This is a genomic window from Sulfuricaulis sp., assembly GCF_049587675.1.
GTDB lineage: Bacteria > Pseudomonadota > Gammaproteobacteria > Acidiferrobacterales > Sulfurifustaceae > Sulfuricaulis.
Genome location: NZ_JBAVEJ010000177.1, coordinates 1 through 13,671 on the forward strand (window position 1 = coordinate 1; position 13,671 = coordinate 13,671).

General features: G+C 57.4%; 11 protein-coding genes, 1 tRNA gene and 1 riboswitch. Of the genes, 7 read left to right on the forward strand and 5 right to left on the reverse strand.

Annotated features, from left to right (window positions below):
- The first annotated feature begins 11 nt into the window (after nt 1-11).
- Nucleotides 12-82: riboswitch (Fluoride riboswitch) on the forward strand.
- Nucleotides 83-192: 110 nt separating this feature from the next.
- Together WB402_RS09070 and WB402_RS09075 are read left to right on the forward strand one after the other, a co-directional pair.
- Nucleotides 193-1,413, forward strand: coding sequence for a cation:proton antiporter (locus WB402_RS09070; RefSeq protein WP_424207079.1), 1,221 nt, complete (start codon nt 193-195; stop codon nt 1,411-1,413).
- A 14-nt stretch (nt 1,414-1,427) separates the two neighbouring features.
- Nucleotides 1,428-1,844 carry a universal stress protein gene (locus WB402_RS09075; protein ID WP_424207081.1) on the forward strand — a complete coding sequence of 139 codons (417 nt, stop codon included), beginning with the start codon at nt 1,428-1,430 and terminating at the stop codon, nt 1,842-1,844.
- Nucleotides 1,845-1,933: 89 nt separating this feature from the next.
- Here the strand turns inward: WB402_RS09075 and WB402_RS09080 are convergent, their stop codons facing one another.
- Complete coding sequence (locus WB402_RS09080; RefSeq protein ID WP_424207083.1) at nt 1,934-2,713, reverse strand: ATP-binding protein; 780 nt, start codon at nt 2,711-2,713, stop codon at nt 1,934-1,936.
- Between the two features lie 144 nt (nt 2,714-2,857).
- On the opposite strand from WB402_RS09080, the gene serS reads away from it, so the two are divergent.
- The 5 genes from serS to cysG all read left to right on the forward strand — a co-directional run bounded on the left by serS (nt 2,858) and on the right by cysG (nt 9,126).
- Nucleotides 2,858-4,222: a serine--tRNA ligase gene (serS, locus tag WB402_RS09085; protein ID WP_424207085.1), complete on the forward strand. Its 1,365-nt coding sequence runs from the start codon at nt 2,858-2,860 to the stop codon at nt 4,220-4,222.
- A gap of 263 nt (nt 4,223-4,485) precedes the next feature.
- Nucleotides 4,486-6,531: a glycosyltransferase gene (locus WB402_RS09090; protein ID WP_424207099.1), complete on the forward strand. Its 2,046-nt coding sequence runs from the start codon at nt 4,486-4,488 to the stop codon at nt 6,529-6,531.
- A gap of 34 nt (nt 6,532-6,565) precedes the next feature.
- Nucleotides 6,566-7,273: a cellulose biosynthesis protein BcsS gene (bcsS, locus tag WB402_RS09095; RefSeq protein WP_424207087.1), complete on the forward strand. Its 708-nt coding sequence runs from the start codon at nt 6,566-6,568 to the stop codon at nt 7,271-7,273.
- Between the two features lie 239 nt (nt 7,274-7,512).
- Nucleotides 7,513-7,602, forward strand: a tRNA-Ser gene (locus WB402_RS09100).
- A 111-nt stretch (nt 7,603-7,713) separates the two neighbouring features.
- Nucleotides 7,714-9,126, forward strand: a complete 1,413-nt coding sequence (gene cysG / locus WB402_RS09105; protein ID WP_424207089.1) for a siroheme synthase CysG — start codon at nt 7,714-7,716, stop codon at nt 9,124-9,126.
- 70 nt (nt 9,127-9,196) lie between these two features.
- Here the strand turns inward: cysG and WB402_RS09110 are convergent, their stop codons facing one another.
- The 4 genes from WB402_RS09110 to WB402_RS09125 all read right to left on the reverse strand — a co-directional run bounded on the left by WB402_RS09110 (nt 9,197) and on the right by WB402_RS09125 (nt 13,599).
- Nucleotides 9,197-9,871, reverse strand: coding sequence for a response regulator (locus WB402_RS09110; RefSeq protein WP_424207091.1), 675 nt, complete (start codon nt 9,869-9,871; stop codon nt 9,197-9,199).
- Nucleotides 9,872-9,883: 12 nt separating this feature from the next.
- The gene (locus WB402_RS09115; RefSeq protein WP_424207093.1) at nt 9,884-11,335 is read right to left on the reverse strand and encodes an ATP-binding protein; all 1,452 of its coding nucleotides are present in this window, start codon (nt 11,333-11,335) and stop codon (nt 9,884-9,886) included.
- A 473-nt stretch (nt 11,336-11,808) separates the two neighbouring features.
- The gene (locus WB402_RS09120) at nt 11,809-12,141 is read right to left on the reverse strand and encodes a HesB/IscA family protein (protein ID WP_424207095.1); all 333 of its coding nucleotides are present in this window, start codon (nt 12,139-12,141) and stop codon (nt 11,809-11,811) included.
- Nucleotides 12,142-12,198: 57 nt separating this feature from the next.
- On the reverse strand, nt 12,199-13,599 hold the full coding sequence (locus WB402_RS09125) for a cobyrinate a,c-diamide synthase (protein ID WP_424207097.1): 1,401 nt from the start codon (nt 13,597-13,599) through the stop codon (nt 12,199-12,201).
- Nucleotides 13,600-13,671: the final 72 nt, after the last annotated feature.

Consider the following 13,671-nt stretch of genomic DNA (forward strand, 5'->3'; position numbering starts at 1 on the left):
ATTTATGCCAGAATCGTTAAGGAGATGGCATTCCTCCTTTAATAATAACCGCCCGCCTCGGGCTGATGATGCCTACAGACTTTCTTGAAAAAGGAGAACTGTAGGTATGCGTAGCATGCATCGGCCGTCTTTATGTGTTTTTTCCAGCGGCAATGAAACCTCACACCGTGCGCTGACACGAAAGCGACGCCCATGACCGAAACCTGGGCACTGGCGGCGCTGTGGCTGGGATTAGCGCTCATTGCGACGCTCATTTCGATCTGGTTCCGGGTGGCGACTGCGCTTTCCGAGATTGTCGTCGGCACCGTGGCGCAGCTCATCATCGGCGTTGCCGTCGGCGTGGCGCTTTTGCAGACCGACGCCTCCTGGATCAAATTTCTTTCCGGCACCGGCGCGATTGTATTGACGTTCCTGGCCGGCGCCGAACTGGACCCGAATGTCCTCAGGGTCAAATGGAAGGAGGCCACGACTGTCGGTTTGGTCGGATTTTTCGCTCCGTTCTTCGGATGTACCGCCGCCGCGCACTATTGGTTGCATTGGGATTTGTTGGCCAGCTGGTTGGCCGGCGTTGCCCTGTCCACAACCTCGGTGGCGGTGGTCTACGCCGTCATGCTCGAGTTCGGGCTGAACAAAACCGACTACGGCAAAACCGTGCTTGCCGCCTGCTTTATCAACGATCTCGCCACCGTGCTTGCGCTTGGATTCATCTTCTCGCCCTTTACCGTGAAAACGCTGATCTTCTTCGGCGTCGCGATCGTCGTGTTCGCCGTGCTTCCCTGGATTACCCCACGCTTCTTCAAGCGGTTCGGCAACCGGCCGTCCGAACTTGAAGCAAAGTTCCTGCTGTTTTGCCTGTTTGGCATGGGCGCGCTCGCCGCCTGGGCGGACAGCGAGGCGGTGTTGCCGGCCTATTTGATCGGAATGGTCCTGGCCGGCACGGTCGGCAAGGATCACGTTCTGGTCAGGCGTCTGCGGACGCTGACGTTCGGGCTGCTCACGCCGTTTTATTTTATTCGCGCCGGATCACTCGTTTCGGTCGCGTCGCTGGTCGCGGCGCCGATGGTTTTTGTCGTTCTGCTCCTGGCCAAGTTGGCGACCAAGATGGTAGGCGTGTATCCAGTGACCAAGGTCTACGATTCGCCAAACAAGGAGGCTATGTATACAACGCTGCTGATGTCCACGGGACTTACCTTCGGCACTATCTCGGCGTTGTTTGGGTTAAGTCATCACGTGATTGACCAGGCGCAATATTCGTTCCTCGTGGCGGCAGTAGTCGGGAGCGCCGTGGTGCCCACACTGATCGCCAACGCCTTTTTCTTGCCACACCATCTACTGCACAAGCGTGATGAGCCGGTAGAGCCGTCGGTTACGCAGGAACCAGCGGTGGCCAGCCAACCGTCTGAAATCCGGTAACTAAGGAGATATCCATGATAAGAAAAATCTTGGCAGCCTATGACGGCTCCGAATCAGCCGACAAGGCATACGCTTATGCTCTGGATATGGCAAAAAAATACGGAGCGGAACTGCTGGTGCTGTCTATTGCAAGACCACCGGAGCCCCCGGAAGACGTGGAAACCGAGGCGATGCTGGAGAATGCCGAGGGGCATTACGAGAAGCAGTTCACGACGATGAAACAGCGCGCGACGGCGGAAGGTGTGCGCGCCGAGTTCAAGGTGGCGGTCGGCCATCCGGCGGAACAGATTATTTATCACGCCGATGACAACGGTACCGACCTCATCGTCATGGGTCATCGCGGTAAAGGATTTTTTGAACGGCTAATGCTGGGCTCGATTTCGAAACAGGTCGTCCACTACGCCAACTGTGCGGTACTGATTGTGCGTTGATTTTCCGGTTGGGCGATCTCCGTGGCGCGCGAGAGTTATTGCCCGCAGTGCTTTGCCAGAATACCGGTTGATGCGGAGACCTCCCGGTTTCACCCGGAGCCCTGTTTGGGCAGAAGGAGTTTAAGACTGCCCTGACGGAGCGTGATCTCGGTGTCGACGCAAAGCACGGACACGTGAAGTATCCTGTCACGCCAATATCGGTCTTGAGAAATCAAATGAGCGCATTGCACAATCCAGCCTGGCCGACCGTGAGCGGCGCGTATGACCTGGCGTTCATGAATTGGAGAAAGGCTCGGTATTTTGCCATCCGTGCAGCGGTCCCTAAACAGTCTGCGCAATCGTCTTGGCGAGGCCAGCGGCATCGGCAACGAAAGCGTGCCCAAATGTCGATGCCGCAGGCGTTGCCGGTCATACTCCTTCTCGACATCGACGGCCAGCAATACCCCGGCGATGCCGCCGCGCACACGCCTCAGAAATCCGATCATTGCCGTATTGACAGCGCTCACTTGGTCAAGGAGCAGCACGCCGGCCCTGCGGTCGGCGGCCGTCACTAAGCGTGCCCGCGCTTTTCGCCTGGTTGTGGTTGCCGTGTCCACATCAGGATACGCGCGCGCGAAAGTGCGTGTAATGTCGTCGAGGCAAGAGGTGGTGCTCGATAACGCGCACGGAACACCGGTCCGCGCCAAGCGCGTATGCAGTTTGGCGAGCAATGTAGATTTGCCGCTGCCGCGCGGTCCGTACAAAACGAGATGTTCGCCGCGTTGCAGGCGCTTAATCAAGCTGGAGTGAAACTGATTAATACCAGAAGCCATAAACTCGGTCAGTCGCGCCTCGCTGTTGGCTAGATGCAGGCGAGCGGATATGCTCAAAATGCATTATGAACTCGGCGCATGGTCGCAGGCAATCGCGCTTTATGCGCTCACAGCCGGATATCCTGCCTGTAGCACGCAAGGAGTTTGTGAACTGCCTCTGTTCATTTACAATCGCAGCAAAAGCTAAAACGTATACGACCAATGCTCGACCCAAAACTCCTCCGCACCAACCTCGAAGACGTGGCCCACCAGCTCGCGCGCCGCGGTTACCGCCTGGACACGCAGACTCTCTCGACGATCGAAGAAAGGCGCAAACGCGTACAGGTGATAGCTCAACAGTTCCAGCAGGATCGCAACGTCAAGTCTAAGGCGATCGGTATAGCCAAATCGAAGGGCGAGGACACCGCGAAGCTGATGCAGGAAGTCGCCGATACCGGTGCGGCGCTCAAGCAGGCGGAGGGCGAACTGGAGCAGATCCAGAACGAACTTGTTGAAATCGTGCTCGGGATTCCCAATATCCCGCACGCCAGCGTCCCCGATGGCAAGGACGAAAATGACAATATAGAAATTCGGCGCTGGGGTGAACCGCGTAAATTTAATTTCACGCCCAAAGATCACGTCGATCTGGGCGCGGCACTAGGCATGATGGACTTTGACACCGCCGCCAAGATCACCGGCGCGCGCTTCGTGGTCATGAATGGACCTTTGGCGCGCCTGCATCGGGCGCTGATCCAGTTCATGCTCGACCTGCACACGCAGGAGCATGGTTACACCGAGACCTACGTGCCCTATCTGGTGAATGCCGACAGCTTGCGCGGCACGGGTCAATTACCAAAGTTCGAACAGGACCTGTTTAGAATTCCGCGAACAAAATTTGAGATGGAGCCCGGAGCCGCAGACAGTGCTATGCAAGGGGAGGTCTATCAGCGGGGCTCGTTCAAGGCAAAAGAAGAAAATTGGTATTTAATTCCCACCGCCGAGGTGCCGGTCACGAACATCCTGCGCGATGTCATCGTCGAGGCCAATAACATGCCGCGTAAATATGTGTGCCACACGCCGTGCTTCCGCAGCGAGGCCGGTTCCTACGGTAAGGACACGCGCGGCATGATCCGCCAGCACCAGTTCGAAAAGGTCGAGCTCGTCCAGGTGGTGCGTCCGCAGGATTCCTATCAGGCGCTGGAGGAACTGACTGGTCACGCGGAAATGGTTTTGCAGAAGCTGGAGCTGCCATATCGCGTGGTGGCGTTGTGCTGCGGCGACATGGGTTTTTCCGCCGCCAAAACCTATGACATCGAGGTCTGGCTACCGGGCCAGAACAAATATCGCGAGATATCCTCGTGCAGCAATTTCGAGGATTTCCAGGCGCGACGCATGCAGGCGCGCTGGCGCAATCCCCAAACGGCCAAACCTGAACTGGTGCACACGCTCAACGGCTCGGCCCTCGCAGTCGGACGCACCCTGGTGGCGATTATGGAGAATTATCAGGATGATAAGCACGGGATCAGAGTTCCGGGCGCACTGCGTTCTTACCTGGGAGGCATGGAAGCTATCAAATTGAGCCAATGACACTTTTATCGGGCTGGTTTTGTTATAATCCGGAGGCAAAACCAGGGGAGAGTCTCAATTTATAGAGACATAATAAAGTGGCATTAGATACCAAGAAGACAGTCACGCGGTTGCGAGCGCTCGTGGTCCTCGCATTTCTCGTCTACGCGCCTTATTACCTGATATGGCGTCTGGGTACCTTCAACCCGGCGTCTCCGTTTTTTTCGTGGTTGATCTGGGGCGCCGAGGTCTTTGGCTACCTGACGGCGGTCCTGCATATATTCATGGTCAGTCGTCTGACATCACCTGTCGCGACGCTTCCCCCCAAGGGCCTGACGGTCGATGTCTTCGTTCCCACGTATAACGAAAGTGTCAATCTTTTGCGTCACACGCTGCTGGCTGCCACCCGCATGGAATATCCGCACCATACCTGGTTGCTGGATGACGGCAACAGGCCTGAGATGGCGGCTCTGGCCAAGGAACTGGATTGCCGTTATCTGGCACGAACCGAAAATACCGACGCCAAGGCCGGTAACCTGAATCATGCGCTGGCGCAAAGTCATGCGGATTTTGTGGCGGTATTCGATGCCGATCATGTGCCGCACAAGGACTTCCTCAACAAGACATTGGGCTTTTTCCATAACGAGAAAGTGGCATTCGTGCAAACGCCGCAGGATTTCTACAACCTGGATTCGTATCAGCACCGCCGTCACAAGCGGCTGAGTTATATCTGGACTGAACAATCCTTGTTCTTTCGCGTGATACAGCGCGGGAAGGATCGCTGGAACGCCGCTTATTTCTGCGGCAGCTGCGCCGTTCTTCGGCGCAGCGCGTTGGACAGTATTGGCGGTTTTGCCACGGGGACGGTTACCGAGGACCTGCACACGTCAATCCGGCTTCACAAGAAAGGCTACCAGGCCGTTTATTATCCGGAGAGCCTGGCTTTCGGGCTGGCGCCGGATTCCGTGCGCGCCTTCCTGCTGCAGAGACTGCGGTGGGGACAGGGCGCCATGCAGGTGTGGCGCAAGGAAGGCATATTGTTCGCGCGTGGGCTAACCTTGCCGCAGCGACTGAATTATCTGGCTTCGGTATTGACCTATTTCGACGGCTGGCAAAAAACGGTTTTTTACATCGCGCCCGCCGTGGTGCTGCTGACGGGCGTGATGCCCATCAATGCGCTCGGACCGGATTTCCTTCTGCACTTCATTCCATTTTACCTGTTGTGTTTCTGGGCGTATGAAGAAGCCGGCCGCGGTTATGGCGGTACCGTGTTGACGGAACAATACAACATGGCCCGTTTCGCCACATTCGCACGGGCCACCATAGGAGGTTTCGGACCACATTTGAAGTTTTCCGTCACACAAAAAGTCAGCCTGGAACAGGACAAGCCCCGAACGGTTGTTCCACAGCTGCTCGTACTGGTACTCAGCATTTTGGCGATTGCCGTGGGATCGTGGTTATGGCTGTCACAGCAATATCTGACGCCAGGCGCATTTTGGGCCAATATCGTTTGGGCCAGCATTAATCTTGGGCTGGCCGGATCGGTGGTACGCTTCACGCTGTTGCGGAAACACCGCCGGCGTGAATACCGGTTCCCGATCCCCTTGCCCGCCTTCATAGGAAAATCAGAGGAAGACAAGGTGCTCGGCCTGGTGGAGGATATCTCGGCTGACGGATGCAGGTTCATATCTGAAAATCCGGTCGCCGCCAAGGGTACTGTCAGCGGAGAGATATTCTTGCCCAGCGGCCGGATGCCATTTACTGCCAGCAGCAGTCGTCATCTTGAGCCGGCTTTGCCATCGCGGGATAGCCGGGATGAGGTGATGGAAACCGGGCCGCGCATATCGAGACGGAAACTCGAGTACGGGCTCGCCTTCCGGTGGAAATCGGCCCATGACGCCATCCAGCTGGAAAACTTTCTCTATGGTTCAGATCTTCAGTGGCGCATTCTTGAACTGCAGGAGGGCGTCACCACTCCTGTTGCCTGGGCCGCGGGTTTGTTTGCGCGCGGCAAAATAGCGAAAGTCCCGAAAATCTCATCAGCGGAATGGCTGCCGGTTGTATATCACCAGACCAGGAAGGACGAGCCGCAGGATAAATTCGGTGTACTTTCCCGCAGCGACTGGACTCAGAAACCTGCCAGGCTGATCATGTTCGAATCCGTGCCAAAAGGCTCACACCTTGAAATTTATATTTTCGGGAACATGCCGCAAGACCGTGTGCAAGGAGAGCTTGTCGAATTACAAAAGCTGCAAACAACAATTGCAGAAATATATGTGGCTAAAATCATGCTGCACCATCAAGGCCCTGATGAAGTGTCCCGGCGGTAATCGTTGTCGCTGGTCAATAATCAGTCCACCGATAATGGCCGCCGGTGTTCTGGGAATGTTGGCTGGTCTGGTTACGCCAATATCCGCCAGTGCGAGCGAGTGGCTTGGTCTGACGGGAGTTGAGTTGGGAGCCAATCACAACACCTATGCATTTGCCGGCGCCATTGCGCCGCTGACATCGAACACGGCGCTTGGCCAGGGTTGGGTCCAGCGCTATTGGCTGGATTGGCTGGAATACGCTTATGATTCGGAGGGTGAGGAAATTCGTGCCAAGGCACCGGGCGCGTCAGCATTGCTTGGTTATCAACAGAGCAATTCCGAGGGATTTTTGGCAGGATATGCCGGAGTGGGTTACCGGAATACCACGCTCACACCGGACAGACCCGATGCGGAAGTGCGCGGCAGCCAGAGCTCCTTGCAATTGCTTGGCGAGACGGATCATCGCTTTGCCCAAAGCTGGCGCTTTGTCGGGGCGGCACAGGTGTCGTTTGGACGGGGCAGCTACTGGACGCGCGTCAAATTTTTGCAAAAATCGTCGACGGCGACTTTTTGGCAAGGGGTGGAGGTCGTTTTTCAGGGCGATCCCGATTACTATGCCGCCAAAGTCGGATTGGTACTGGATGAATTGAGCGTTGGAGGAGGTGTGACCGCGAATTTCAAACTGGGATCCAATAAAACCAAAGACCTCAAACCCGGTGCTTATGCGGGCATTGAGTTTGTCGGAATTTTTGGGAAAAAATAAAAATATTCTCAACTGTTTCGGATGGCGGCAAATCTAGTACAGTTAATCATGGGAGAGGTGGCCGAGCGGTTTAAGGCGGCGGTCTTGACAAATCGGCAGGATAGCCGATTTGCACGACGCCGCAGGCGTCGCCCGAAGGGCGAGGCACAGGGACGTGCCGAGTGAAAACCGTTGACCACGATCAGCGAGTCCTGAAGGTGAAGATTGGCATATTGTAATCATTTGTTTCAGATTGATTCGGAGGGGTGGCCGAGTGGTTTAAGGCACCAGTCTTGAAAACTGGCAGGGGCTTACGCCCCTCGTGAGTTCGAATCTCACCCTCTCCGCCAATTTCATTTCATGTTTATCCTTTCGTGGAATCTCCCCATCGCGTAGTGGATATCACTGAAGAAATACATTCGGCCCGCTGTTGAAACGCCAATCCGGGTTATAATCCCGCCATGAATTTCCTCCCCATTTTTCTGGATCTGAAACAACGTTCCTGCGCGGTCATCGGAGGCGGAGAGGTGGCGTCACGAAAGGTAACGTTACTGCTGGAGGCCGGTGCCCAGATAACGGTATATGCACCCACCGCAGGCGAGACCATCCGCCGCTGGGCGGCAGATGGCAAAGTCAGGCACGTCGCACAGGAATTCCGCCCCGAGTTGCTGGACGGTTGCGCGCTGGTCATCGCGGCCACAGACGACAAGACGGTCAATCGTCAGGTTTCGGATGCCGCCAAGGCGCGCAATATTCCGGTCAACGTCGTGGACCAGCCGAATCTGTGTACGTTCATCATGCCGTCCATCGTCGACCGCTCGCCGGTGATCGTGGCGGTGTCGACCGGGGGATCGTCCCCGGTGTTGGCGCGCCTCATTCGCGCGCGCCTCGAAACTCTGATCCCCGCCGGTTACGGCCGATTGGCAAAACTGGTGGTCAAGTTTCGAGACATGGTCAAGCAGCGTTTTACTAATCCGACGAGTCGCCGTCAGTTCTGGGAAGAAGTATTGCAGGGGCCAGTCGCCGAACTCGTCTATACCGGACAGGATGCCGCAGCGGAGAAGGCTTTGCAGCAAAGAATCGAGGCTGTCGACGGAAGCCAGGTGCCGGTAGGGGAAGTGTATTTGGTGGGGGGCGGTCCGGGCGATCCGGATCTGCTCACCTTCCGTGCGTTGCACCTGATGCAGCAGGCCGATGTCGTGGTATACGATCGCCTGGTATCGCCGGCGGTGTTGAACTTGATTCGCCGCGACGCCGAGCGCATTTACGCCGGCAAGGAGCGCGACAATCATGCCATCCCGCAGGAAGACATCAATCATCTCCTGGTACGTCTGGCCAAGGAGGGTAAACAGGTCGTGCGTCTCAAGGGTGGCGACCCATTTATCTTCGGGCGCGGAGGCGAGGAGATTGATACCTTGGCGGCCGAGGGTATACCGTTTCAGGTAGTGCCGGGCATTACCGCGGCGGCGGGCTGCGCCGCCTACGCCGGCATACCGCTGACGCATCGTGACTATGCTCAGTCCGTGGTATTCGTCACCGGCCATCTTCAGGACGGGACGGTTAATCTCAACTGGAAAGCGTTGGTGCAGCCGGGTCAGACCATCGTGTTCTACATGGGTCTGCACGGCATCGATACGATCTGTCGCGAGCTGATCCGGCATGGCATGCCGTCGTCCACGCTGGCGGCGCTGGTGCAACAAGGCACGACGCGTAATCAGCGTGTATTGACCGGCGATCTGAAAACCCTGCCGTCGATCGTCGACAAGGCGCATGTCAAGGCGCCGACCCTGATCATCGTCGGCGATGTGGTGGAACTGCACGGCCGACTCAAGTGGTTCGAGCCCATTGCTGAGGATCAGGCAAGCTCTGATTAACTCTGCCGCTTGTCTTGAGTCCGTTCATGCTTCGACAAGCTCAGCACGAACGGGAGTGATCAGAGGTTCCCTAGGCGTCGTTATTCTGTATTTTTTTACGCCCCAAACCCTGTTCAACCGCGATGACCGCGGCTTCCACGCGCGAATGCACGCCCAGCTTGCGCAGGATGGCCTTGACGTGGAGTTTGACGGTTCCGTCGGTGATATTCAGCGCACGCGCTATCATTTTGTTGCTTTGTCCTTCGGCGACGTGGCTTAAAATTTCCATTTCACGCGGAGTGAGTTCGGAAAGGGGCGCAGTGGAACGTCTTGGTGTCTCACTGGTCTGGCCCTGTACGATGCGCGTGAGGGATCCCACCATCTCCTTGGCCACGACATTGTCGCCACGCAGCGCCGCCTCAAGCGCGGGTACCAAGTCCTCGGGATTCATGTCCTTGAGCAAATAGCCGGCGGCGCCACCGCGCAGGGCGGCGCGCAGGTCAGCGTCATCCCGGCTCATGGTCAGCATCAGAATCGGCACCGTGACGTTACTGGCGCGCAGTCTTTCCAGCGTTTCAATGCCGTTCATGATGGGCATCTTGATGTCCAGCAAAATGACGTCCGGCGACAGGGCGAGAGCCTGGGCAATGCCTTCCTCGCCGCTGCCAGCCGATGCCACGACTTCAACGCCCCGGCTGCGCAGCAATTCCTCCAGCCCCTTGCGGACCAGAGCATGGTCATCGATCAGCAATAAGCGCAATCTCAAACCCCTGTTTTGTTATTCTGTGTCGGCCTCTTTGGCCGGGGAGATGGGAAATGTTAACACGATACGCGTGCCTTCGCCGGGCTCACTTTCAATGGTCAGTTCGCCGGGGAGACGTTCCGCGCGTTCGCGCATGACGGAGAGCCCGATGTGTTCGCCCGGCCGCGCTGCCGAGACAGGAGCCATGCCCTCGCCGTCGTCCTCGATCAGCAATGAATAGACGCCCTTGCCTTCGCCGTTCAGCAGAATGCGCGCATTGCGCGCGTTGCTGTGCTTGCCGATATTCGACAAGGCTTCCTTGACGATATGAAAAATCTGACTCTCCTGGAGTGGCGTCAGGCTGAAATCTCGGCACTCGTTGTGAAAGAAGACGTTGATTCCGGTTTCTTCACTGAAGCGCTCCACCATGCCGGCAACGGCGGGCACCAGTCCGCGTTCATCGATCTTCAGACGGTAATTGGCCAACAATTCGCGCAAGCTGGCGTGCGCCTCTTCAATGGAGGTTTTCAGGCTCTGAACCTCGTGTTGCGAGGTGCGCAAGTCTTTTTTGTGCATGGACTCACCCAGCATCTTGACCTGCAGACGCATTCCCACCAGCGCCTGTGCCAGTGAATCGTGCAGTTCATTACCGATGATGTTGCGCTCTTCCATGATGGCGATCTGACGCGCCTGACTGTCGAGCCGCGCCTTTTCCAGCGCCAGCCCCAGGTGCTTGCCGACGCTGCTTAGCAGGTCATGGATGTCTTCACCCATGGCCGATATCGGCCGGTCAAGGAAGAGGTTGTACACACCCAGAATGCGTTCCTGATATATCACCGGTACGACGACGAATTCCTGGCAATCGCGCTTGAGCATGGGGAGGCCGAGAAGTTTTGCGCAGGATTGGGTGCCATGCTGAATTCGTATGCCACCCTCGGTCGCGGCCCAGCCGCATTGACAAAGGCCGGTATCCATCATGCGGTCTTTTTCCACTACGTCCGCCGCCAGCCCGCGGCTGGCGACGAGACGCGTCTGGCCGTCGTCGGTTAGTACCCGCACCGTGGCGGCGCGCGCATCCACCAGTTCGATAAAGGTGTCGAGGAAGCTTTCGAGCAGCTTGTCGAGATCGCCGTGCTGGCTGAGGCTCGAGGCGACATCGTACAGGATGTCCAGCGACTGGGTTTTGCGTGCCAGGCGCACGGTCTGCGCACGTACGCGGGCGTCCATGTCGATAGTCAGCGATTTCAGCTCGTCGCTCAACCGGTTGATGTCCATCGCCAGTTCGCGAAATTCGCCACGCGGGGGTACCGGGAGGCGTGCCGAGAGGTTACCGTCGTTCATGCGCGCGGACCAGTCACGCAGATGCGCAAGCGGTTCCACCAGATTATGCCGCACGCGCGCGATGATCAGCCAGATCAGCGCCATGCCGGCGAGCAACAACAATGCCAGGGTGGGGTAAAGCTTGTCGGCATCCTGGGGATGATTCATGACGGTAAACGAAGCCGCTCCAATCGCTGCGAAGACAGCCGCCAGTAAAACCAAGGGGAGCGTCAGGTGATTAAAGAACAACCGATAGGATTTCCGCCGCCAGCCGTCGGCGGGCGAAATCCGGGTCGCCCCTCGCGATTGGCTGGGATCGGTTTGTTCCGGTGAAGCGCTCATGTTTCGCCGCACTCTTGAGCGGCAGGAATCTTTTGGACATTAACAGGGTAAGTTATTGAGGCGGGATGAATCAAGTCGGTTCGGCTCGCCGGTCTCAATCCTTGGTCTGACGTCCGACGAACCGACTCAGCGCCTCGAAAACCGGGCTAACATACGATCTTCGTCGTTGATCCAGCACGTGACATAGTAACGGGGCCCGAGGAATATTATTGTGTTCCTTCTTATACCCTCAATTATCGATGGGTATCTCTGACGCACCGCAACTGATTTTGGCGGTGGCAGAGGACGAGAGCAGTTTTTTATTTAGGCGCGCCGCCCTCGGGTTTCGACACTGCGGCATGCGCCGGATCGTTGGGATTGATGAAAATGAATTGGTGCTCCCCGGGACCGATCTCGACGAAATCGAGCGTGGCACCAATAAGAAAGTCCTTGCTGGTGTTCGAGACGACAACATTTATGCCTTCGGAAGCGAGCAATGCGTCGTCATCGCCCATTTCATCGAAGCCCATTCCATAGATAAACGTGCCGTCATTCTCCCGGCGCACGGCGATGCGCAGATGCATGCCCTGGGAGTTGGAGACTTCCGCCGATTGGCGTATTTGCGCGGCGGCCTCGGGGGTAATGGTGATCATGAATAATTCCTCTTATAGATACTGTGAGCCTTTAACGATAATTCTTGAACCGTCGTGTTAGCGGGCCGCCTGATGCTTCCCATTCGTTCGCTGTTGCTGGCGCACATACTGGACGAACCGCCTGGTCCAGTGATTGTCCTCCAGATCGCGCAGGTGCGCATAACACGCCAGCAGGTTCTTGTGGACGATGCCGTCATGCTCGCCGTCCACCCCATTGCCGCGCATCACGTCGTAGGCGTAAACCGTACCGGGCGCGAGATTCTCCAGGCTGGAATAATGAAATTCATGCGCGCGTACTTCCGCCGACCCCGATAACGGCCAGGGGTTCTTGCCGGTTTCCCGCAGCAGCACGTAACCCCTTCCCATGGGACGGTCGTGCATCACGACGTCTCCGGGAATCACGCCTGCCATTTCGCAGTGCTTGCCGCGCCAGGTAATGCTGCGCGCCAGATACATGAGGCCGCCGCACTCGGCATAGGCCGGTAGGCCGCCTTCAATCGCCTGACGGATTTCGTGACGCAGGGAGGCGTTGGCCTCCAGCTGTTCCATGAAAACCTCGGGGAATCCACCCCCGATGAACAACGCGTCCACTTCCGGCAGCCTGGTATCCTTTAGCGTGTCGATCGTGATCAGCTCGGCACCCGCGGCGCGCAGTGCCTCGAGATCGCCCGGGTAGTAGAAGGCAAAGGCGGAGTCGCGGGGAATACCGATTCGTATATCAGGGTGCGGGATCGGCGCCGGAGCGGCCGGTTCCACCGCGGCACTGTTCTGCGCCGGCGTTTGGGAGGAAACGGCGATCAGGCGATCGAGATCGACGGAAGCAGCCACTAGCGCAGCGATCGTGTCGATTTTTTCCCTGGCTGCGTTGGCTTCGTTGCTGGGCAAGAGCCCCAGATGACGTTCGACAATGGCGAATCGGTCGTCGCGATGCACCGCTCCCAGCACCGCTACATCAGTGTAGTGCTCGATGACGGCGCGCAGCTTTGTTTCGTGCCGGGAACCTCCCAACTGATTGAGGATGACACCGGCGATGCGGATTTGGGGGTCGAAGGCCTGGTAGCCCAGGATCAACGGGGCGATGCCGCGGGTCATCCCGCGCGCGTCGATGACCAGCACCACCGGGGTTTCGAGCAGGGTGGCGAGCGCCGCGTTGCTGTTGCTGCCGTCGAGGCTCAGGCCGTCGTACAAACCTTTGTTGCCTTCGATCAGGGAGATATCGGCACCGCGGGAACGCGCCGCGAAGCTGCGCAGGATTTCGTCGCGTCCCATGAGATAGAAATCGAGGTTGTGACAATCGCGCCCGGCGGCCAGGGACAGCCACATGGGGTCGATGAAATCGGGGCCTTTCTTGAATGGCTGGACAACGTGACCGCGAGCATGCAGGGCGGCGCACAAGCCGACGCACAACGTGGTTTTGCCCGAGGATTTATGAGCGGCGGAGATGAGCAAACGATTCATGCGCCACCACCTTGAATAGGATTATTTACCGCAAAGACGCAAAGTGCGCAAAGAAATTGTGATCAGATACCC

Bases quoted from the DNA above. Each gene is read 5' to 3' on its own strand.
- WB402_RS09115 (WP_424207093.1), bottom strand. From the start codon at position 11,335: ATGAATCATCCCCAGGATGCCGACAAGCTTTACCCCACCCTGGCATTG.
- serS (WP_424207085.1), top strand. From the start codon at position 2,858: ATGCTCGACCCAAAACTCCTCCGCACCAACCTCGAAGACGTGGCCCAC.
- WB402_RS09120 (WP_424207095.1), bottom strand. From the start codon at position 12,141: ATGATCACCATTACCCCCGAGGCCGCCGCGCAAATACGCCAATCGGCG.
- WB402_RS09090 (WP_424207099.1), top strand. From the start codon at position 4,486: ATGGTCAGTCGTCTGACATCACCTGTCGCGACGCTTCCCCCCAAGGGC.
- WB402_RS09125 (WP_424207097.1), bottom strand. From the start codon at position 13,599: ATGAATCGTTTGCTCATCTCCGCCGCTCATAAATCCTCGGGCAAAACC.
- bcsS (WP_424207087.1), top strand. From the start codon at position 6,566: ATGGCCGCCGGTGTTCTGGGAATGTTGGCTGGTCTGGTTACGCCAATA.
- cysG (WP_424207089.1), top strand. From the start codon at position 7,714: ATGAATTTCCTCCCCATTTTTCTGGATCTGAAACAACGTTCCTGCGCG.
- WB402_RS09070 (WP_424207079.1), top strand. From the start codon at position 193: ATGACCGAAACCTGGGCACTGGCGGCGCTGTGGCTGGGATTAGCGCTC.
- WB402_RS09075 (WP_424207081.1), top strand. From the start codon at position 1,428: ATGATAAGAAAAATCTTGGCAGCCTATGACGGCTCCGAATCAGCCGAC.